The organism is Streptomyces sp. NPDC032822 (genome assembly GCF_055578825.1).
This window is the reverse complement of sequence record NZ_JBVIOL010000020.1, coordinates 100,465-120,309: the sequence shown is the minus strand read 5'-3', so window position 1 is coordinate 120,309 and position 19,845 is coordinate 100,465. Positions and strand designations below refer to the sequence as shown.

The 19,845-nt window shown below is 67.4% G+C and carries 19 protein-coding genes; 13 read left to right on the top strand and 6 right to left on the bottom strand.

Annotation, left to right across the window (positions count from 1 at the left end; genetic code table 11):
• Positions 1-273: 273 nt before the first annotated feature.
• Positions 274-903 (bottom strand): HAD-IA family hydrolase, encoded by a 630-nt coding sequence (locus ACZ5VD_RS37135; protein ID WP_468684908.1) that lies wholly within the window; start codon positions 901-903, stop codon positions 274-276.
• Positions 904-1,089: 186 nt separating this feature from the next.
• On the opposite strand from ACZ5VD_RS37135, the gene ACZ5VD_RS37130 reads away from it, so the two are divergent.
• From ACZ5VD_RS37130 to ACZ5VD_RS37095, 8 genes are all read left to right on the top strand, one after another.
• Positions 1,090-2,295, top strand: coding sequence for a helix-turn-helix domain-containing protein (locus tag ACZ5VD_RS37130; RefSeq protein WP_468684907.1), 1,206 nt, complete (start codon positions 1,090-1,092; stop codon positions 2,293-2,295).
• Positions 2,296-2,855: 560 nt separating this feature from the next.
• Positions 2,856-3,407: an ATP-binding protein gene (locus tag ACZ5VD_RS37125; RefSeq protein ID WP_468684905.1), complete on the top strand. Its 552-nt coding sequence runs from the start codon at positions 2,856-2,858 to the stop codon at positions 3,405-3,407.
• A gap of 193 nt (positions 3,408-3,600) precedes the next feature.
• Complete coding sequence (locus ACZ5VD_RS37120) at positions 3,601-4,962, top strand: ATP-binding protein (protein WP_468684903.1); 1,362 nt, start codon at positions 3,601-3,603, stop codon at positions 4,960-4,962.
• Positions 4,963-5,012: 50 nt separating this feature from the next.
• On the top strand, positions 5,013-5,444 hold the full coding sequence (locus ACZ5VD_RS37115) for a roadblock/LC7 domain-containing protein (RefSeq protein ID WP_468684902.1): 432 nt from the start codon (positions 5,013-5,015) through the stop codon (positions 5,442-5,444).
• Positions 5,441-5,842, top strand: coding sequence for a DUF742 domain-containing protein (locus ACZ5VD_RS37110; RefSeq protein ID WP_468684900.1), 402 nt, complete (start codon positions 5,441-5,443; stop codon positions 5,840-5,842). The genes ACZ5VD_RS37115 and ACZ5VD_RS37110 overlap by 4 nt, the downstream gene beginning before the upstream one ends.
• A gap of 7 nt (positions 5,843-5,849) precedes the next feature.
• On the top strand, positions 5,850-6,449 hold the full coding sequence (locus ACZ5VD_RS37105) for a GTP-binding protein (protein WP_468684898.1): 600 nt from the start codon (positions 5,850-5,852) through the stop codon (positions 6,447-6,449).
• The gene (locus ACZ5VD_RS37100) at positions 6,446-7,018 is read left to right on the top strand and encodes a GAF domain-containing protein (protein WP_468684896.1); all 573 of its coding nucleotides are present in this window, start codon (positions 6,446-6,448) and stop codon (positions 7,016-7,018) included. Before ACZ5VD_RS37105 ends, ACZ5VD_RS37100 begins: the two co-directional genes overlap by 4 nt.
• A 79-nt stretch (positions 7,019-7,097) precedes the next feature.
• Positions 7,098-8,351, top strand: coding sequence for an acyl-CoA dehydrogenase family protein (locus ACZ5VD_RS37095; protein WP_468684894.1), 1,254 nt, complete (start codon positions 7,098-7,100; stop codon positions 8,349-8,351).
• Positions 8,352-8,886: 535 nt separating this feature from the next.
• Here ACZ5VD_RS37095 and ACZ5VD_RS37090 read toward each other — a convergent pair.
• The gene (locus ACZ5VD_RS37090; protein WP_468684892.1) at positions 8,887-10,077 is read right to left on the bottom strand and encodes an RNA-guided endonuclease InsQ/TnpB family protein; all 1,191 of its coding nucleotides are present in this window, start codon (positions 10,075-10,077) and stop codon (positions 8,887-8,889) included.
• A gap of 134 nt (positions 10,078-10,211) precedes the next feature.
• Between ACZ5VD_RS37090 and ACZ5VD_RS37085 the strand changes: the two genes are divergently transcribed.
• Both ACZ5VD_RS37085 and ACZ5VD_RS37080 read left to right on the top strand, forming a co-directional pair.
• Positions 10,212-10,943, top strand: coding sequence for a DUF6879 family protein (locus ACZ5VD_RS37085; protein ID WP_468684916.1), 732 nt, complete (start codon positions 10,212-10,214; stop codon positions 10,941-10,943).
• Positions 10,944-10,959: 16 nt separating this feature from the next.
• Positions 10,960-11,811: a helix-turn-helix domain-containing protein gene (locus ACZ5VD_RS37080; protein ID WP_468553476.1), complete on the top strand. Its 852-nt coding sequence runs from the start codon at positions 10,960-10,962 to the stop codon at positions 11,809-11,811.
• A gap of 860 nt (positions 11,812-12,671) precedes the next feature.
• Here ACZ5VD_RS37080 and ACZ5VD_RS37075 read toward each other — a convergent pair.
• Together ACZ5VD_RS37075 and ACZ5VD_RS37070 are read right to left on the bottom strand one after the other, a co-directional pair.
• On the bottom strand, positions 12,672-13,313 hold the full coding sequence (locus ACZ5VD_RS37075) for a nucleotidyltransferase domain-containing protein (RefSeq protein WP_468684890.1): 642 nt from the start codon (positions 13,311-13,313) through the stop codon (positions 12,672-12,674).
• Positions 13,314-13,779: 466 nt separating this feature from the next.
• Positions 13,780-14,643, bottom strand: a complete 864-nt coding sequence (locus ACZ5VD_RS37070) for an endonuclease/exonuclease/phosphatase family protein (RefSeq protein ID WP_468684914.1) — start codon at positions 14,641-14,643, stop codon at positions 13,780-13,782.
• 500 nt (positions 14,644-15,143) lie between these two features.
• Between ACZ5VD_RS37070 and ACZ5VD_RS37065 the strand changes: the two genes are divergently transcribed.
• From ACZ5VD_RS37065 to ACZ5VD_RS37055, 3 genes are all read left to right on the top strand, one after another.
• Complete coding sequence (locus tag ACZ5VD_RS37065; protein WP_468684888.1) at positions 15,144-15,755, top strand: TetR/AcrR family transcriptional regulator; 612 nt, start codon at positions 15,144-15,146, stop codon at positions 15,753-15,755.
• Positions 15,756-15,808: 53 nt separating this feature from the next.
• A complete protein-coding gene (locus ACZ5VD_RS37060; RefSeq protein ID WP_468553473.1) occupies positions 15,809-16,480 on the top strand; it encodes an enoyl-CoA hydratase-related protein in 672 nt (223 codons plus the stop codon).
• Positions 16,481-16,726: 246 nt separating this feature from the next.
• The gene (locus tag ACZ5VD_RS37055; RefSeq protein WP_468684887.1) at positions 16,727-17,917 is read left to right on the top strand and encodes an RNA-guided endonuclease InsQ/TnpB family protein; all 1,191 of its coding nucleotides are present in this window, start codon (positions 16,727-16,729) and stop codon (positions 17,915-17,917) included.
• Between the two features lie 156 nt (positions 17,918-18,073).
• Here ACZ5VD_RS37055 and ACZ5VD_RS37050 read toward each other — a convergent pair whose 3' ends face one another.
• Entirely contained in the window at positions 18,074-18,775 is a 702-nt protein-coding gene (locus ACZ5VD_RS37050; RefSeq protein WP_468684885.1) for a nitroreductase, read from the bottom strand.
• Between the two features lie 263 nt (positions 18,776-19,038).
• Positions 19,039-19,776, bottom strand: coding sequence for an NADPH-dependent F420 reductase (locus ACZ5VD_RS37045; protein ID WP_468684884.1), 738 nt, complete (start codon positions 19,774-19,776; stop codon positions 19,039-19,041).
• Positions 19,777-19,845: the final 69 nt, after the last annotated feature.

Below are 19,845 nucleotides of genomic sequence, written 5' to 3'. Positions count from 1 at the left end.
CGCCACACACGACACCGACTGAACACCGGCAACCCAGACCCGGTGGGTCAGAACTCGACCGCCCACACCGGGTCAGGATTCAACCGCCGCCGACACCGCGGGCAGCGCCGACTGCCCAAGCAGATTAACCGCGACCTCTTCCCGCAAGCCACAGTCGACAAGGGTCGATGAGACTCTGCTCAAGGGCTGCCTTGACCTTGCCGTCGACACGGCCGCGTAGCTCGATGGGTACGGTATTGCCGGGCTGTTGCGTTCGGCAGACGCCTTGGTCGCTCAGGCGACTGAGCGCTCAAGGAGGGCGTCGAGCTGCGCCGCGGTCACGTCAGGGTCCGTCGTGTGGTGGATTGTACGGATGCCGAGCGCTTCGGCTGGCGGCAGGTTCTCGGCGTGGTCGTCGACGAATACGCATTCCGGCCCAGTCAGTCCCAGGGCATCCAGTGCCCGCTGGTAGATGAACGAGGATGGCTTCCTTACCCCTTCCCGCTCGGAAAGGATCACGGCGTCGAACGCGTCTTCCCCCATACCCAGCGTCTCGTAGGGGTTATACGGATCCAGGCCGAAGCTGTTCGAGAGCATCGCTACCTTGATCCCGGCGGCGCGGGCCCTGTCTGCGGCTGCCACAATGGCGGGCTCCGGTCGGAGATGAGCTAGCGCGCGACGCATGAGGTCGGTCGGGTCGATGCCGAGGATGCCACCAATGACTCGGTTCCAGTCCTCCTGCGAGGCCTTGCCGACTTCGAGCGCCGAGTACACGGCCACCCCCTCGGGATTGTCGTTGAGAGCGTGGAAGTAGGCGCCCGGCTCCAGTCCCTCAGAGCGCTCGAATGCCTGGCCGTTGAGCCGCATCCGTGTGGTGAGGACTCCGCCGAAGTCGAGGATCAGGCCGCGGTAGGAGGGGTACAAGAGGGAGCTCCTTACGAGACGAACTTCGAAGGCGGTCCCCGCCAATTTCAGCGGGGGACCTTTGAGTGCCCTCCCATAGGGGGAGAGACATCCAGTATCCCCCGCTGAGCGGCTCACCGACTTACGCTGATCGTGAGCGCCCTACCACAGCGAAGAACAGGTCAATTCATGTTAAATCTACGCGAGTTGTTCACTATCGGACAGCGTGTCAGGTACTTCCGTGAGCGCCGTGGCCTGTCACAGAAGGGCCTCGGCGAATTGATCGGCCGCTCAGAGAACTGGGTCTATAAGGTCGAGCACGAGCAGATCCCGATCGACAAGCTTTCACTGCTCTTCGACCTCGCGCGCGTCCTGCGCTGCAGCCTGGAAGACCTCACAGGCGGCTTCCTCTCCGGCGTCGGTGCCGGCCTGGACACCGAGCACGAGCACGTTCCCGAGATCCGGAGCACCCTGTCGCTCCCCTCGTCGCTCCTCCCTGGAGTCGTCGGCTCCGTGTCCGTCGAAGACTTCAAGGCGTCTGTCGACGAAGCGTGGAAGATCTACGAGACGCAGCCTAAGGGCCGCTACCAGGATGTGGGGGCTCGACTGCCTCAGCTTCTCCGACACGGGCATGCGGCCCTACGTGACGCCTCCGGCGCCGAAGAACAGGTGGCGCTACGCCAGCTCGTCAGTCTCTACGGCCTTCACCAGATCTGGCTTCGCCGCGTCGGCGAACCAACTCTCGCCCGGATCGCTGCTGATCGTGGGCTATCGCTCGCCGACAACGCCGGCGATCCGGCTCTCATCGCGGCCGCCGCATGGAACCTGTCGTGCGTCCTTACCTCGGCTGGCGAGGTCCACGACAGCGTGGAAATGGCGCGAGCAACGATCGCGAACTGCGCCCCCACTGACGACTCGCCCACCGAGCACTGGTCGGCATACGGTGCGTTGCACCTGCAGGCTGCTGTCGCCGCAGTGCGTGCCGCCAAGGGGCCTGCCGCGTGGGATCTCTACCGGGGTGCGAAGGCGGCAGCCGCACGTGTCGGAGCAGACCTCAACCATTGGCACACCTGCTTCGGTCCGACGAACGTGGCGATGCACGAAGTCCACTTGACAGCTGAAGAGGGCAACGCGAGCGAGGCGCTGCGTCTGGCCGATAGTGTCGAGATCAACCCGGATCTGCCGCTGGAACGTCGTACTCGGTATCTGATCGAGGTCATGAACTGTAACCGCATCCAGCGCGACGACTACGCCACGGTGCACGTGCTGAGCAAGCTGAAGGAGCAGTCCCCCGAGGAGATCGTGTTCTCTCCACTGGTCAGGGAGGCCGTGACTGACCTGCTCAAGCGGGAACGCCCGCTGTTCCGTGATGACCTGCGTTCGGTCGCCAGCCACATCGGCATCGCGGCCTGACCCTGAACTTCCCTTTTCGACCCTGAACCCCAGTCAGCCCTGAATTGGATTCAGGGCTGATCTTGGTAAATGGCCCTAAGTTCTCACCTCATGACGAAGGGTCACTTCACGGAAGAGCCCTCCCCAGCGTCCATTCCTGCTCTGCGGGTGGAGCGCGCGGAGGACAGTCCGCTGCACCACACTCAGGCTGGCCGAATCGCTGTACCGCTCGCGCTGATGCGCGGAGCCCAGCTCGTTGAGAGGCTCCCACTCGTCCTCACGGCCGAGCAGATGGAGAGCTTCTACGAGGAGATCGGCGCGACTCTCTACCCTCGGCGCTGCTCGGCCGAATCTGCTCCGTCGGGCGGGGCTGCATCATGACCGCCCCGCGCAGGACCGCCAGCGACCGCGTACGCCGGCTGACGCTCGCCGACGCGGCATGCGCGCCCCTCGGCACTGCCGAGGTTGCCCCGCGTCGTCATCTCCCGCGGCGACGTGCCCGACAGGCAGGTCTTCTTTCCTCACTCATTCCGCCCCACCGGCACGAATCTGCGCGCGATCGCGCAACCGGGAGCCTTCCTGTGAACCCGCCGAACCAGCAAACCTCCGCCTGCCCAGGTGATGCAGTCGTGCCCCTGACCGATACGTCGGCCTGCGAAGGACCACAGACGGCCGCGGTCACCCTGTTTCCCCTGCAAGTTGAAGAGCAGCCAGCCTTTGACTGGAGCACAACACTGCTGGCCAACGAAGGGGCCGGGCCCAACGCCCGCCTGCGGGCTCGCCCCTGGCTCACGATCGGACATTGGTCCGGCAACGTGGACATCGCGATCCGCGTCGCCGACAAGCTGGTCGACAACGCCGTACGGCACGGAAAGCCCTTCACCGACGGCTGCGTTTCCCTCCACCTGATCGTGACAGGGGACACCCGCGAGCTCCGCGTCGAGGTGGAGGACGCGTACCCCGAATTCCCGGGCTTCGAGAAGGTGGCCAACCAGTCCCGGGAGCCCAAGGGCAAGCCGACCGGCTTGTGGTGGGTGACCCACTACCGGGGGCGCCTTGCGTGGGACGTGAAGAAGGACGTCGACGGCGAGGTCGTGGGCAAGACCGTGCAGGCCGTCCTCCCCGTCCACTGAAACGCCCTGCCTCCCCGCGCATCCCCCTGCTGGAACCGATTCCGAGGACCCCATGCCTTCCCCTCAGCCCCTTAACCGCCCGGCCGCCCACCGCCGCAGAAGAGGCCGACGCCCCCGGGTAGACCGCTATCTCCTGGACGAGGTCGCCGGCGCCCTGTACGCCCCGCTGGCGTGCATGACCGTTCTGGGGTGCGTGACCATCGTTGCCGCTTGGGCCCTCGACTTCACCGTCACCCAGGTTGCCATCTGTCTCGGTGGCAGCGTGCTCATCACCGGACTCGTCGGCTCCATACGGGTCCAAGCCCTGGCCGCCTCCCTCCAAGCGCATCGTGACGGTGAGCTGCAGCGCGTCGCGGAAGCTGTGCAGGCCACCGAGAAGAGCGTCATCTGGACGGCGGAGGAACTGTGTCGGGGTGCGCGTCCTCCTCTCCCCCAGGAACTCCGCTTCGACGGCAGTGACTCGCTGACCAAAGCTCTGGAGGAGATCAGCAATCTGCAGGTGCAGGGCGCCGACGCCATGCTGCGAGTGCATGACGAGTCGCAGGCCGCGGTGCTCGTGGCGATGCATCAGACGCTGTCGCGCCGCCAGCACGGGCTGATCGGGGAGATGCTTGAGCACCTGACACTGCTTCAGAAGGCGACCGAGGACGCGGAGCTACTCGACCGGAGCTTCAAGATCGACCACCTCGCTACCCGGCTGCGTCGCATGGTCGAAAGTGTCTCCGTCGTCCTTGGCGGCAAGTCCCTGCGCGAGACCCGGGCGCCCGTTCCCGTCTCCACTCTTCTCCGCGGCGCGAAGTCCGAGGTCGTGAAGTACACCCGTGTACAGATTGCGAGCGGCGATGTGGGGGCTGCCTTCGCCCTGCCAGCCCACGTGCACCCCGACGTCACGCACCTGCTCGCCGAGCTCATCGACAACGGCCTGGACCACTCCGACCCGGCTACCAAAGTCATCGTGCGGGCCCAGAAAGTCGCCCGGGGTTTGCACTTCGAGGTTGAGGATCGCGCGATCCTCCTCATGGACCCCGCCAAGCGGGACCTCCTCAACAAGCTCCTCAGCAACCCAGGTCACGCCGAAATTGCAGACCAGGTCCGCCGAGGCAACCTCGGTCTGATCACCTCCGCCAGGATCGCCGGGAAGTACGGCCTGGAAGTCTGGCTGTCGATGAACCCGACGGGCGGCACTACCGCCAACCTTGTCGTCCCCAACCACTATCTCGTCCCCACCGCTCCGGCCGTCGGGGCCGTCACGATCCCCACGCAGTCTCATCCAGCTGCTGGGCAGTTGGCGGACCCCGTGGCGGCTGCACCACGCCCGACGGGTCCCAGCCCCAGCGCAGCCAGCCCCGCTCCACCGGCTGGCGCCGACTGTACGGACCCGCTGCCCCGCCGTAAGCGCGTGCCGCGCCCCATGCCTGAAGGGCCTGGGGCCGCAGCTCCAGGCCCGGCCGCGAACCCCCAGGCCGCAGCGGACTGGCGTACCGGTCTGCAGGCCGGTTTGCAGACCGATCCCTCTCCCACCCCCAGTCCTGACCTCCCGGAGTGTTCGTCATGAACTACGACACGACTGTTCCCGTGATCTCCCCCAAGGAGGTCCAGCAGCAGATGGCCCGCCTGCTGGACGATTTCGTGGAGGACACCGCTGGCGTCACCCACGCATTGCTGGTCTCCCGCGACGGAATGAGGCAGGCGATCCCGGCGCACATGGAGCCCGACTGGGCGGACGGGCTGGCGGCCGCCTTTTCGGGATTGTCAGGACTGTCCAAGGGCGTGACCGGGCCGACGGACAAGCAGATGCCGGCGGGCCAGATCCTCATCGAGCGCGAAGACACCCTCTTCCTGGTCACCGAGGCCGGTACGGGACACGCCTTCCACTCCGCCGGCAAGACCGTCACGACGATCCTGGTCGTGCTCGCCCGCACGGACGCCAACATCGGGACCGTTGCCTTCGCCGCCGGCCGCCTGGTGCAGCGGTTCGCCCCCTTTATGACCACCCCGGTCCGCACGCGTGACGGTCAGGGTTCCGGTGCCGAATGAACTCCCGCTCCGGTCCGGCCTCTTTAGCTGCCTCGGACGAGACAGCCAGCATCGTGCGGCTGTACGCGGTGACCGACGGGCGCACCCGAGCCCGTCACCACCTCAGCATGCACACCGTCCTGGGCCCCGGCCGACGCCCGCCGCGCGGCATGCCGGAAGAGAGCGTGCGGATCGTCGAATTGTGCCGGCAGCGTCAGCGTCCGCTGGCCGAGCTGGCCGGGACGCTGAGCCTGCACGTCGCCGCGGTGACAGTTCTGGTCTCCGACCTGATCGACGCCGGGGCCGTGAACGTGCACGTGCCGGATATGCCTGGCGAGGAACGCGACGTGCAGACGCTGCAGGCACTGAGTGCCGCTCTCCTGCGCCGGTGGCCAGGCGCAGCCTCGAAGGCCGGGTGATGGTGGCATGAATCAGCCTCTGCAGCCGGGCGAGCGGGTGACCGTCAAGGTGGTCATCGCCGGGGGGTTCGGCGTCGGCAAGACCACAGCGATCGGCGCGGTCAGCGACATCAGTCCACTGCGCACCGAGGAGCTGCTGACCGAGCAGAGCGCGGCGACCGACAGCCTGCACGGGGTGGAGGAGAAGACGACCACGACGGTCGCCTTCGACTTCGGCCGCGTCGGCTGGGACGTACCCGACCCGATCGAGCTGTACCTGTTCGGAACCCCAGGACAGCCGCGCTTCTGGGACTTCTGGCACGACCTGGCCGAAGGAGCGCTCGGCGCCGTCATCCTGGTCGACACCCGAAGGATCGACTCCAGCTTCCACGCCGCCGACTTCTTCGAGCAGCTCGGCATGCCCTTCGTCATAGCGATCAACCGGTTCCCCGGCACACCTGTCCGCACGCTTCCGGAGATCCGTGAGGCCTTCGACGTGGACGCCCGCGTGCCGCTGATGTTCTGCGACGCCCGCAACCCCGACTCCGTGGCCTCCGTCCTGATCGCCCTGGTCCAGCACGTCGTAAAGACCCAATCCGCCCGCCCCACCCTCCTGGACGCCCGATGACCTTCCCGGCCCGCACCACACAGCACCAGATCCACACCTACACGGACGACCCGGCCACCGAACTGTCCGAGATGTCCCTGCGCCTGACCCGGTTCAGCGAACTGGGCATCCCCATGCAGGGGCAGGACGTACTCGACGACATCGCCACCGACATGGCCGAGCGCACCGGCTTCCTCTACGCCATGGTGAACGCCTTCAGCGACGAGCAGACGTTCCTGGGCCTGCACAACCCGCCGCGGGAGGCCGGCTATCCCCTCGTCGGCCGCTCCATGAGCCGCTCCCACGGCTGGTGTCCCGAGGTCATCCAACGCAAGCGCGGGCTGCCACTGCCGGACGTGGCCGCCTCCCCGCGCTTCCAGAGCAACCACGTCGTCGACGCGATCGGTATCCAGTCCTACTTCGGCAGCCCCATCCTCGACGAGGCGACCGGCCTCGCCCTGCTCACCGTCTGCATCATCGACCCGGAACCCCGGACCCTCGCCGACGCGGCACAGCTGCAGACCATCGTCCGGGAGACCGCCCGTACAGCGGCCGACATCCTCAAGATCCCCACCTCGGCGGCCCCCTGACGAACGTTCGCCCAGGCCCCCCACACGCGGTTCCGGCCGCAGCCGTCATGTGAGCCCCTTTTAGGGAGAGGGACCGTCCATGTCCATGCCCACCACACCCGCCACCCTCATCAGGTTCATCACGCCTGCCCATCAGGCGCTGTGGGCGACCACCGACGACTTCGCCACCCAGGAGATCCTGCCCCGGGTAGAACGCATGGAGAGCGCACCGCAGCGCGTGGACCGGAAGATCGCCCGGTTACTGGCCGGCCGCCGCTGGTTCGGCGTCACCGTGCCCGAAGCCTTCGGCGGCATGCAGGCCGGGCACGTCGCCAAAACGATCCTGATCCACCGTCTCGCCCGCGTCTCCGGTGCGGCCGCCGCCATCCTGCAGGCCAGCCTGATCCCGGTCGCCGCGTTGCTCTACTACGGCAACGAAGAGCAGCACAACACACTGCTGCCGGGCGTAGCGGACGGCAGCATGCTGATGTCAATCGCCGTGACCGAGCCGGACCAGGGCGGCCACCTCGGCGGCATGCAGGCCGCAGCCGAATGGGACGGCAGGTCCTGGGTCCTCACCGGGGTCAAAGCCCACGTGGGCAACAGCCACATCGCGAATCTCCACGTGGTCATCGCCCGCACCGCTCCGGCCGGAACCCGCACCTCAAAGGCCCTCACCGCATTCCTGGTCCAGGGCGACCAGCATGGCGTGAGCCTCATGCGACACAGCGGCAAACTGGGGCTGCGTGGCTTCAGCTTCGGCCAGATCAGCTTCGACCGGGTCCGCGTGCTCCCCGAAAACGTGCTCGGCGACGTGGGCCAGGGTTTCGACGTCGCCCAGTCCAGCAGCATCCTGTGCGGGCGCCCCAACCTCACCGCCCTCAGCCTCGGCCTGCACGAGACGGCCGTCTCCCTCACCGCCCAGTACGTCAGCAACCGCCCCCGCTACAACGGCAAACTCGCCGACCTCGGCGTCATACGGGAACGACTCGGCCGCATGTCCGCCCGGCTGATCATGGCCAAGATTCTCACCTACCACGCCGTGGACATGCTCGACCGCGGCCAGCCCTGCGACAACGAGCTCATCGCCGCCAAGAGCCTGGGCCACGAACTCGCCTCCGACACCGGCAACGACGCCATGCAACTGCACGCCGCCAACGGCCTGGACTCAGATGACCCCGTCCAGCGGATCTGGCGCGACATGCAGACCACCTACGCCCCCGCCGGCACCGGCGAAGTCCAACGCCGCCGCCTCGCCGAAAACCTCCTACAGGAAGAGACCGGCACCAGCGCCCGCACGCCATGGTCCGTTCTGCACTCCGACCGCATGCACCCTCCGCCTGTTGCCGTCTGAAGCTCCCGCGCACGGCTCACCCCGTCAATCCGCATGGGCCGTGCGCGGGTCCCATCTCTCACGTCAGGCATCCCCCGTTGCCGGGCGTGGGGCACCAGCCCGGTGCGGGGACGACGGCTCGACGGACTCCTCCTAAGCGGACGCCGAACTACCCCCGCACCGGGCGCATCTCCCACCACTAGACCAAGGACATCGACGGTGCAGCCCGATCATCCCGCCTTCCTCTTTCCCGGTGCGGCCCCCCGCCAGCCCCCTCGTTCCCCGGATCGGACGGTGGTTCAGGGAACGAGGGCCACTCCCGGCCCTGTACGCGCCGCGCCTGCGGCCTCCCAATACAGGGCCGGGAGCTCAAGTCACCACACTGCTTCCCCCGACCAAGAGAGTGCTTGGCCCGCACCGCCAGCCTTCGACAACGTCGAAAGCGCCGTCGCACTACCAGCCCGTTGACCCCCTCGCGCACGGGTGCCGAGAAGGAGACCGCACGTGGATAACGTCCCCGTCTTGACTTCCTCCCCTTCCTGAAGGAGGGGGATTCCTACGGCTCGCGCTGTAGGGGTTTCTGCTTCATCGCCGACTGCCTGCCCGGAGTGCTCCGTTGAGGTCTTACGCCGGCTCCACAGACAGACGCCGTCAGCCCGACGGCCAGGATGTTGCGTGCCGCATTCACATCGCGGTCATGCACAGCGCCGCACTCACACGTCCAGGTACGGACGTCCAGCGCCATCTTCGCCGCAACCCTGCCACAGACCCCGCACAGCCTGCTGCTGGGGAACCAGCGGTCGATCACCACGAGTTCACGTCCGTACCAGATGCACTTGTATTCCAGCAGGGAGCGCAGTTCTCTCCAGGAGGCGTCGGAGAGGGCGCGGGCCAGGCTGTGGTTCTTGAGCAGGTTGCGGACGGAGAGGTCCTCGATCACGACCGTTTGGTTCTCACGGACAAGACGAGTCGACAGCTGGTGCAGGAAATCACGGCGCCGGCCAGTGATCCGCGCATGGATCCTGGCGACATGACGCCGGGCTTTCTCCCGGTTCGCCGAGCCTTTGGCTTTACGGGAGAGCTCCCGCTGGGCTTTGGCCAGGCGCTCGCGGTCACGCCGCTCATGCTTCGGGTTGGTGATCTTCTCGCCCGTGGACAAGGTCACCAGGGAAGTGATTCCGGCATCCAGGCCCACTGCCGCTGTGGTGGCGGGGGCCGGGGTGATGTGGTCCTCGCACAGCAGGGACACGAACCACCGCCCCGCCGCATCACGGGAGACGGTCACCGTGGACGGCTGTGTTCCCCCGGGCAGTGGACGCGACCAGCGGATGTCCAGCGACCCCGGCATCTTCGCCAGCGTCAGACATCCCTTGCGCCAGGTGAAGGCGGAACGGGTGTACTCGGCCGACGCACCAGACTTCTTCCGGCTCTTGAAGCGCGGATACTTCGCCCGCTTGGCGAAAAAGTTGGCGAACGCCGTCTGCAAGTGCCGCAGGGCCTGCTGGAGCGGGACCGAGGACACCTCGGTGAGGAAGGCGAATTCCTCGCTCTTCTTCCACTGCGTGAGCGCGGCCGAGGACTGCGTGTAAGAGATCCGGCGCTGTTCGGTGTGCCAGGCGCGGGTGCGTTCCTCCAGCGCCTTGTTGTAGACGAGGCGGACGCAGCCGAAGGTCCGCGACAGCTCTGCCGCCTGTCCGTCGGTGGGGTAGAAGCGGTACTTGAACGCCCGCTTGACCTGCCGCGCCATACCCCACAAGCTATCAGCTTCGATACAGGCAACGGGTGTTGGCCGGTGGCCGGTAACCGGCCAACGCGGGTCCGCCCCGGGGGCGGACCCGCTTTTCCTGCCCTGCTCCGCAGAAGCTTCGTTTCCTCCCCCGGCTGAAGCCGGAGGTACCCACGAAGAAACGCCCCGATGAAGACCTCGACACGGGCGAGGTCATCGTGCACGGCCCGGCCCTCACCGACCCTGACGACGTCTCCCAGCTCCAGCACCTGAACGAGGGGGAGGTGCCGATCGTGGTGTCACGGGAACTGCTCGTCGACTTCGCCCCCAAGGAGGTCACTCGCGTGCCGAACATCATCGGGCTGGATGAGTTCGACCGGCTCTTCACCCAGTTCGAGCACACGGCGTGGCGCCTGGAAACCCGCCGCCGGTACGCGTCCGACGAGCTCACGGACCAGTACGCGCAGTTCACCCGCGGCGAGCCCGTCAGCTGGGAAGGCGTCGACGCCGAGTGGTGTGCCGAGCGCCGCGAGCAGACCGGGCTCGGCAAACGGTTCGAGCGTGTTCGCATCGTCGACGACCCGCCGACGGCCGGCCAGCTCTATCTGCTCGACAACGCGCGCCGCAACAGCGCCGTCGGCGAGAAGATCCACAACCTGTGGCAAGAGAATGCCGACCGGCTCAGCCTGCCAGACGTAGACTTCTGGATCTTCGACACCCGGCTGGTCGCGCTCCTCAACTTCGATGACGCCGACAACCTTGTCAACGTCGAACTGATCACGGAGCCTGCGGCAGTCCTGCGGTACGCCATGGCGCGTGACGCGGCGATGCATCACGCCGTCCCGTACGAGCAGTTCGCGGCGCAGCTGACCGTGAAGGAGGACTGAGAGCAGGTGTGCACCGGTGAGTACGGACTATCAGCAGGCACGAGAAACGCTCGGGGTACGGCTACGCGAACTCCGGCTCTCCGTCCCGGGACGCCGGCTCACCGGTACGGAACTCGCTGAGCAGTACGGGTGGAACAAGTCCAAGGTCAGCAGGCTGGAGAACGGCAGGCAGACTCCGACACCGGATGACCTGCGCAAGTGGGCGGAGGCAACCGGCCAGCCCGAGGCGTACGACGAACTGCTGGCCCGCCTCCGTGGCTTCGAGTCCCACATCCGGTCATGGCGGCGACAACTGGCCGCCGGGCACAAGCCGGTCCAGGACACCCACCTGAGCGCTCACGCCGACACCTCCGTGTTCCGTGGCTGGGAGTCCTCCATGATCTTCGGGATTCTCCAGACTCCGGACTACGCCCGGTCGATCTTCACGAGGTACGCGGAGCTGCAGCGATCGCCACGCGACACCGACGAAGCAGTCCGGTCCCGCATGAGACGGCAAGAGTGGCTGTACGACTCCTCGAAGCGTTTCCACCTCATCCTGTGGGAGGCCGCTCTTCACACCCTGATCTGTCCGCCCTCGGTGCTCGCGGCCCAGCTCGACCGGCTCGCGGGAGCTGTCGGCCTGGACACGGTAGAGCTGGGGATCATCCCGCTGTCCGCCTCGCTCAAGATCCCCCCGGCGACCGCCTTCTGGATCTATGACGACCGTCAGGTGATCGTTGAGAACTGGCACGCGGAGTTGTGGATCGACGACGAGGCGAGTGTCGACACGTATCTGCGGACCTGGAGGTCGCTCCGGGAGTCCGCCGTGTACGGCGTTGACGCGCAGAACCGCATCAGTGCGGCAAGACGAGCGTTGAGCTCCTGCTGAAGCTCCATGTCCGACAGCCGGGCGGGGCCAGCCGATTTCGGCGACTCGGGCCGGTGACGTTGAACGGGGTCCGTGCCACTTGGCCGGATAGGACGACTGACGGGAAGCCGGGCTCCAGCGGGCACCTTGCCGGGGCAACGAGCTTCCCCGGTAGGCGAGTTACCGTTCCCGGACAGTTCGGGTGGCGGAGTACTTGAATTGCCCGGATGGGCCAGGGACGGCGCGACAGAAGGGGCGGGAACCTGATGCGCAGAGTGGGCCTGATCATGTCGGCCGTCGCCGTGCTGGCGAGCCTGGTCAACTCGTGCGGCAGCGATTCGGACGACGGCAGCAAGGGCTCCTCCGTGCCATACGGGGCACACACATGCTCGGACTGGGCCGGGCATCTCAGCGACAGTGAGCGCTGGTCAGCGGCCGAGGAGCCACTGACCCAGGCCAAGGGCACGGATGGCACCACGAAAAGCAGTCGTCTGGGCCCTCTCCTGATATCGCGTGCTACACCAACAATGAGCTCACCGAGCCTACTGAGCCGGCAAACCGTCTCAGGCGAGCGAGGCTGGAGCGGGCAGCTCCTCGGGATCGTAGAGGTTGCCCAGGCTCGGATCGGTGTGGGTGGGCGAGATCTTGCCCCGCTCCTTCCAGGTGCCGACCGTCGAAGACATCGCGCCGAAGCGTCGAGCAACCTCACGGGTGGCGAGGAAGCGCGTCTGCTCGGTCGTCCGTGCCGTACCCCTGCGGGGACGACCCGCGGCATCTCTCCGGCCAGCGCAGCCGAACCGACCGGCTGTTTTGGAGACCGGCGACGCCGGAGAGCCGAATCGGCTACTCGATCAGCGGTGTTCCTCCGGCAGGGCCCGCGTTTACCGACCTACCAGTTTCGCCAGCCAGGGATGTCCAGGATGCACGCGCGTCAGCCACCCATGGAGAGTGCCGCGTCGCGACGGGCTCAGCAGCGGCAGGACCGCGTCGAAGTCCGCCTGGTCTTTGGGCCGTGCCGCCTTCGCCTTGAACAGCAGCACCAGCTCCGGCACCAGATAGGGGATGCCGTCTGCAGACCTCTCGATGATCGCGTCGTACGACAGCCGCAGGCTCTCGTCCCGCCGACAGATCCACGTCCCGCCCTCGTGAGGCTCCCGGAAGACATCGAACAGGAACTGACCGCTCACCGGATCCCGCAGCCAGGTCTGGTGCGTGGCCGCGAGCACCTCGGTTCCTGCCCTCGCCCAGACCCGTCCCGAGCCCACCGCGTCAAACACGTACTCGGGGAAACGGTCCCGAATCTCCGCGAACTCCGCCGCGGGCACGGCGATCTCCAGATCGCCGTGGGATCGCGACTGTCTTCCGAGAAACAGATCCAGAGCCCACCCTGCCGCGACGCACCAAGGCGCACGCACCCCGCCCAGCCGCTCCGCGATCTGTTCCGGCCGCCAGGCATCCGTCCACCGAGCATTCAGTTCGTCCTCGTCAAGGACAACGCCGCCGGGCGGCACAGAATCAGTCATCGGGCCAACGTAGTGCCCCCCACAGGTAGTTCAGAAACACGCGGTTCAACTGGCCCCTGAGGAGCCGCTCAATCTCCCGGACGACGGTCCGAGGCAGCTTCGTCCAAGGCCGGGGGATCCGTGGGCCGACGCCCGGCCGGCCAACTGGACATCAGCGCAGGGCGAATGTCCATGCCGCACAGGATCATGGCGCTGCCGGGCCCGCAGCCCGGCATGCCTCGGGCGCTGGGCGTGGACGACTTCGCCATCTGTCGGGGCCGGACCTGTTCACCATCTTGACCTGTGGAGAAGCCCGCAGTGCGCTCGATGTGCTCCCGACGCGCGAATCCGGGCCGCTGGCCGCCTGACTGGTCGCCCACCCGGGCGGGGAGTCATCCTCGCCGCGCGGACCCCGGATCGCACCTGATCGCACCGGGGCGGTCTCGTCGGCGGTGTCGCTCCTCAGCGACGCCGGACCGGCAAGCCTCTACCTCAGGTCCAGGTCACTGTGCAGCAGATGGTGGTCCGAGTATGGACTGGGGTGCACGCCATGCTGACGCGAGGTGATGCCTCGCAGGAAGACGTAGTCGAACTTGCTGTGCCAGTCGGTGGTCACCTCGCAGGCGCCGTCGGCCGAAACGTGACACTGAGGGTCTGTATCCGTGGCCAGCGCCCACATCCGGTTCAGTTCGACAGCTTGGGGCACGGCGTTGAAGTCTCCGAGGACGATGGCGCGCTCGTGCCGCGCGACCTCCACGGCCAGCACCTTGGCCTGGTCCGCCCGGACTGCTTCCTGACGTCGTTCGGCGAGATGCGTGTTGAAGACGCGGACCGACTGGCCGCCCACCGTGGTAGTGACTGCCATGTAGCCACGGTCCTCGGATCCGCCATCGGGGTACTCCACTTTCACGTGGTCCGTCATCGGCGCCGCGGAGAGGATCGCTTGGCCGTAGCCTCCCGGATTCCACGGCACTCCCCCGCAGCGGCCCCAACTCTGCAGAACCGAGCCGTATTTGACGTGGTACACCAGCCCGTACTCGCGCTCCAGGCGATCCCGGATCCCCTCGACGTCACGCACACACGCTTCCTGCAGGCCGATGACCTGGGGCGCGTACTCGGCGATCTCTCCTGCCTGGTGAGCGCTGCTTTCCTCGCAAGGGTTGCAGATGTTCCACGTCATGACCCGGTTCGCATTCGCCTCCCTGACGGCCTCGGCGCGCACCGAATCGCCGAACAGGCTGCCGCCCGGCGCACCGGGGCCCACCAGCACCATGCAGGCCACGATCGCTGCACCCGCCAGTACCCGCCTGCCCCTTCCGAACACCCTCGCCTCCCCGCTCTGTATACGCATGACATCCGGCCTCTCCCCCACGAGGTTATGCGACAGGAGTGCCAACAACACCTGCTCCTCCACTTTCACCAGGCTCCTTGTCTCAGCCTCCGCCACGGATCGGCGCGTATCCGTCGGCCCGTTCGCTGCTCGAGCAGGTCGGTCGTTGTCGGAGAGTGCTCCCCCTGCTCAAGGGCCGGCTCGGCTTCGAACAGGATCCGTCTCCTTGATCGGAGGGCCTGCCCCAGCGAGCATCCGCCCCACGCGACTTGTCCGGCCAAGGGAACAGCACCCGGCCCCTGCACCCGCCGCAGGTCCTGGCGGGAGTCGTGGCCCAAGAGACGCGGGGCGCGGCAGGCCGAGCGGAGCTGCGGAGTTCAGTCTGCTGATCCGGCGACACTCATCGGCGCCGAGCGAACCACTACCCGATCTCCCCTTGCATGTTTTATGCCACACCCCATAAGTTACCGACAGGTAGCCCAGTCGATGGCCGCCACGCCGACGGGAAAGTGGGGGGGCGGATGAGCCCGCGCAGGAGTGACAGCCGTGACCGGATGATCCTCAGCGCCGCGGCCCTGCTGCGTGAGTACGGGGCGAGCGCGACCAGCATCGACCGTGTGCTCGCCCACAGCGGGGCCCCCCGGGGCTCGGTCTACCACCACTTCCCCGGCGGGCGGACACAGCTCATCGACGAGGCGGTGGCACTGGCCGGGGACTTCATCGCAGGAATGATCGATGCCGCCCTGCAGGCGGACGATCCGGTGGAGGCCGTCGACGCGTTCTTCGCGCTGTGGCGCGACCGGCTCGTGGAGAGCGGATTCCGGGCCGGCTGCCCGATCGTGGCGGTAGCCGTCGAGACCAACGACGACGCACCCCACCTCGCCCGCTCCGCCGCCACCGTCTTCACCCGCTGGCAGGAGGCCCTCGCGACCCTGTTCGTCCGGCACGGACTGGCCGAGGAACGCAGCCGTCGGCTGGGCGCCTTCATCATCGCCGCGGTCGAAGGCGCGGTGATCATGTGCCGAGCCGAGCAGACCACCGCCCCGATCGAGGCAGCCGCCGCCGAGATCCACGACCTGCTCCGCCACACCCTGCGCGCCCGCCCCGGCGCCGCACCCGGACCTCGGCCATAACCCACAGCCACTCCCCCCGGTCACCTCACCCAACTCACCCCGAAGGAATCGCCATGCCCTCACTCGACCGCCACGACAACGTCTTCGTCCTCGACCTCGGAGACGGCGAGAACCGCTTCCACCCCGACTGGCTCACCGCCGTCAGCGCCGCGCTCGACGAGGTGGAGAAGGCGGAGGGCCAACGCGCCCTGGTCACCACAGCCACCGGCAAGTTCTACTCCAACGGCCTCGACCTGGACTGGCTGTTCGCCAACGCCGACCAGTACGACTCCTACGTCGTCTCGGTCCATGAGCTTTTCGCGCGCATGCTGTCGCTGCCGGTCATCACGGTGGCCGCGCTCCAGGGGCACACCTTCGCCGCCGGAGCGATGTTCTCCCTCGCCCACGACTTCCGCGTGATGCGCGCCGACCGCGGCTTCTGGTGCCTGCCCGAGGCGGACATCAACATCCCCTTCACCCGCGGCATGGCCGCCCTCATCCAGTCCCGTCTGGCGCCGCAGACCGCCCACGAGGCCATGGTCACCGCTCGCCGCTACGGCGGCGCCGACGCCGCGGCCGCCGGCATCGTCGACCAAGCGGTCGCCGAGGACGCCGTACGCTCCACCGCCATCGAGATCGCCCAGACACAGGTGGCCAAGGCCGGCGACACACTTGGCACCATCAAGACCCGCATGTACGCCCCGGCCCTGGCCACCCTGCGCGACACCACCGACCCGCTCGGGTGACCAGCACCTCACCGACCGCACACTCCGTTCCCCGGACTGCCTCCGGGGAACGGGCTGCCGCGCCCAGCAAATCGTCATCGTGGCGTTTCTTCGTGAATGCCCCCGGCTTCAGCCGGGGGAGGAAACGAAGCTTCTGCGGAGCAGGGCAGGAAAAGCGGGTCCGCCCCCGGGGCGGACCCGCGTCTGCCGGTTACCGGCCACCGGCCAACACCCGTTGCCTGTATGGAAGCTGATAGCTTGTGGGGTATGGCGCGGCAGGTCAAGCGGGCGTTCAAGTACCGCTTCTACCCCACCGACGGTCAGGCGGCAGAGCTGTCGCGGACGTTCGGCTGCGTCCGCCTCGTCTACAACAAGGCGCTGGAGGAACGCACCCGCGCCTGGCACACCGAGCAGCGCCGGATCTCCTACACGCAGTCCTCTGCCGCGCTCACGCAGTGGAAGAAGAGCGAGGAATTCGCCTTCCTCACCGAGGTGTCCTCGGTCCCGCTCCAGCAGGCCCTGCGGCATCTCCAGATGGCGTTCGTCAGCTTTTTCGCCAAGCGGGCGAAGTATCCGCGCTTCAAGAGCCGGAAGAAGTCTGGTGCGTCGGCCGAGTACACCCGTTCCGCCTTCACCTGGCGTAAGGGGTGTCTGACGCTGGCGAAGATGCCGGGATCGCTGGACATCCGCTGGTCGCGTCCACTGCCCGGGGGAACACAGCCGTCCACGGTGACCGTCTCCCGTGATGCGGCGGGGCGCTGGTTCGTGTCCCTGCTGTGCGAGGACTACATCACCCCGGCCCCCGCCACCACAGCGGCAGTGGGCCTGGATGCCGGAATCACTTCCCTGGTGACCTTGTCCACGGGCGAGAAGATCACCAACCCGAAGCATGAGCGGCGTGACCGCGAGCGCCTGGCCAAAGCCCAACGGGAGCTCTCCCGTAAAGCCAAAGGTTCGGCGAACCGGGAGAAAGCCCGGCGTCATGTCGCCAGGATCCATGCGCGGATCACTGACCGGCGCCGTGATTTCCTGCACAAGCTGTCGACTCGTCTTGTCCGTGAGAACCAAACGGTCGTGATCGAGGACCTCTCCGTCCGCAACCTGCTCAAGAACCACAGCCTGGCCCGCGCCCTCTCCGACGCCTCCTGGAGAGAACTGCGCTCCCTGCTGGAATACAAGTGCGCCTGGTACGGACGTGAACTCGTCGTGATCGACCGCTGGTTCCCCAGCAGCAGGCTGTGCGGGGTCTGCGGCAGGGTTGCGGCGAAGATGGCGTTGGACGTCCGTACCTGGACGTGTGAGTGCGGTGCTGTGCATGACCGTGATGTGAATGCGTCACGCAACATTCTGGCCGTCGGGCTGACGGCGTCTGTCTGTGGAGCCGGCGTAAGACCTCAACGGAGCACTCCGGGCGGGCAGTCGGCGATGAAGCAGAAACCCCTACAGCGCGAGCCGTAGGAATCCCCCTCCTTCAGGAAGGGGAGGAAGTCAAGGAAGCCTTCCAGACAGAACGCGGTGTGGGCACTGGTGCCGTCCTGGCAGAACATGCGGAAGCCATCTGCGTTCAGAGGCCAGGCACCGGCTGCTCGCCGGCTGCTTCCTGCGGCGGAGAACCTACGGCCTGTCGAGGACTCCTGAGGTGTCATGCAGGACCACGCTCCGCTGCAGCGGAGCCCGCTCTGTGCGGAGCGTGTTCACCGGTGCCGCCGGGTCAGCCATGCCGAAGGAGATGCCGAACAGCAGTTTGAGCTCCGCGGGGACACCCAGGAACTCGCGGACGGTGTCGGCGTAGACGCCGAGCACGGTCTGCGGGATGCCGGCCATCCCACGGGCCGCCAGCGAGAGCAGGAAGTTCTGCGCGTACATGCCGATGTCGCCGGCCGTCCGCACCCCGTCGCCGAGGGCCGGCATGAACAGGAAGGCTGCGTGGGGAGCGCCGTAGAACTCCAGGTTCTCGCGGACCGCCGCTCTCCTGCCGTCCCGGTCCGAACGCTCGACACCCCGGGCCTGGTAGACACTCGCGCCCAGGGCCTGTGACCGTTCGACGTAAATGCCCTTCTCACCGTAGCCGTCGGTGAAATCCGGGGAGGTCCGTCCCTCCGCCTCGGCCCGGAGCAGCTCTTTGGCCAGGGCGTCCCGTGCCGCACCCGAGACGACGTGCACCGTCCATGGCTGGGTGTTGCTGTTCGAGGGGGCGGTCTGTGCGTCTTCCAGCACGCCGCGGATGTCCGAAGGGGACAGGGCGGTGGACAGGAACCGCCGTGGGGAGCGTCGGGAGCGTGCGATGTCGGTGAAGGGTGATGCGGTGCCGGGCAAGGCGGTTCCTCTCCATGGTGCGCAGTCGCCGGCGCCGCTGCGCAGTACGGCAGGCCGTGCAGTGAGGCAACCGGCGTGAGGGCCGGGTCCAGGATGCGCCCTGTACGCCGGCGGCCTTGCGGATACTCGCAGGCAGCGGCGTGCCGAGGCTGCAGGCCGCAGCGCGGGAGACTGTGCGTTCTTCGTGTTCGTCGTGGGTGGTCGTGGTGTGTCGGTGCTGCCGCTGTCGTGCTGTTGGGTGCGCGGGAGTCGTGTCGGGCGGGTCAGCGGTGGGCGGCGCGGTTCATCTCGACGATGTCGTCGAGGGTGGGGTTGGCACCGAGGGCGGCGAGGCGGTCGGGGAGGCTGTCGCGGATGGCCTCGTCCTTGGCGCGGTCGGCCGTGGCCAGGGCCGCCGGCAGTTCGTCGAGGGTCAGTTCGGTGCAGTAGGCGGGGCTGTTGGGCTGCTGACGCCAGGAGTCGGCCAGCGTGCCGGCGTCGTAGGGGTCGAAGCCGGTGTCGTCCACGAGTTGCATGGCCACGCGGCGTGCCGCCTCGGAATCGCCGGCGACGGGGATGGCGAGGCGGCCGGGTGTTCCGGCCGCGACACCCCTGCTCTGCTGCGTTCCGGCCAGCGCGGCGTTCCATGCCTTGACCACGGGGCGCCCCAGCTGCTCGGCGGTGTACACGCTCTCCACCTGGCCGTGGTCCACGGCCTCGACCGGCTCGCTGAGCATGCCGGGGTAGTAGTTCGCGGTGTCGATGACCACCGTCTCGGCGGGGACCGGGGCGAACAGGCCGGCCAGCTGCCCCGCCACCCCGAACGGGATAGCCAGCACGATGACGTCCCGCCCCTGCACGGCGTCGGCAAGGTCCGCCGCGCGGGCTCCGCTCTCCAGCACGTCCGCCCGGACGACCTCACGGCCGCGGGCATCGGCCACCAGGACCTCGTGACCGGCCGCGGTGAGCTTGGCAGCGAGGTTCCCGCCGATCGCACCAGCGCCTATGACAGTAATTTTCATTATTTGTTCCTTGCATGGTTGTGCCGCCCCGAGGGCAGCGCGATGTGACGGCTGCGTGGTGGTGCCGCC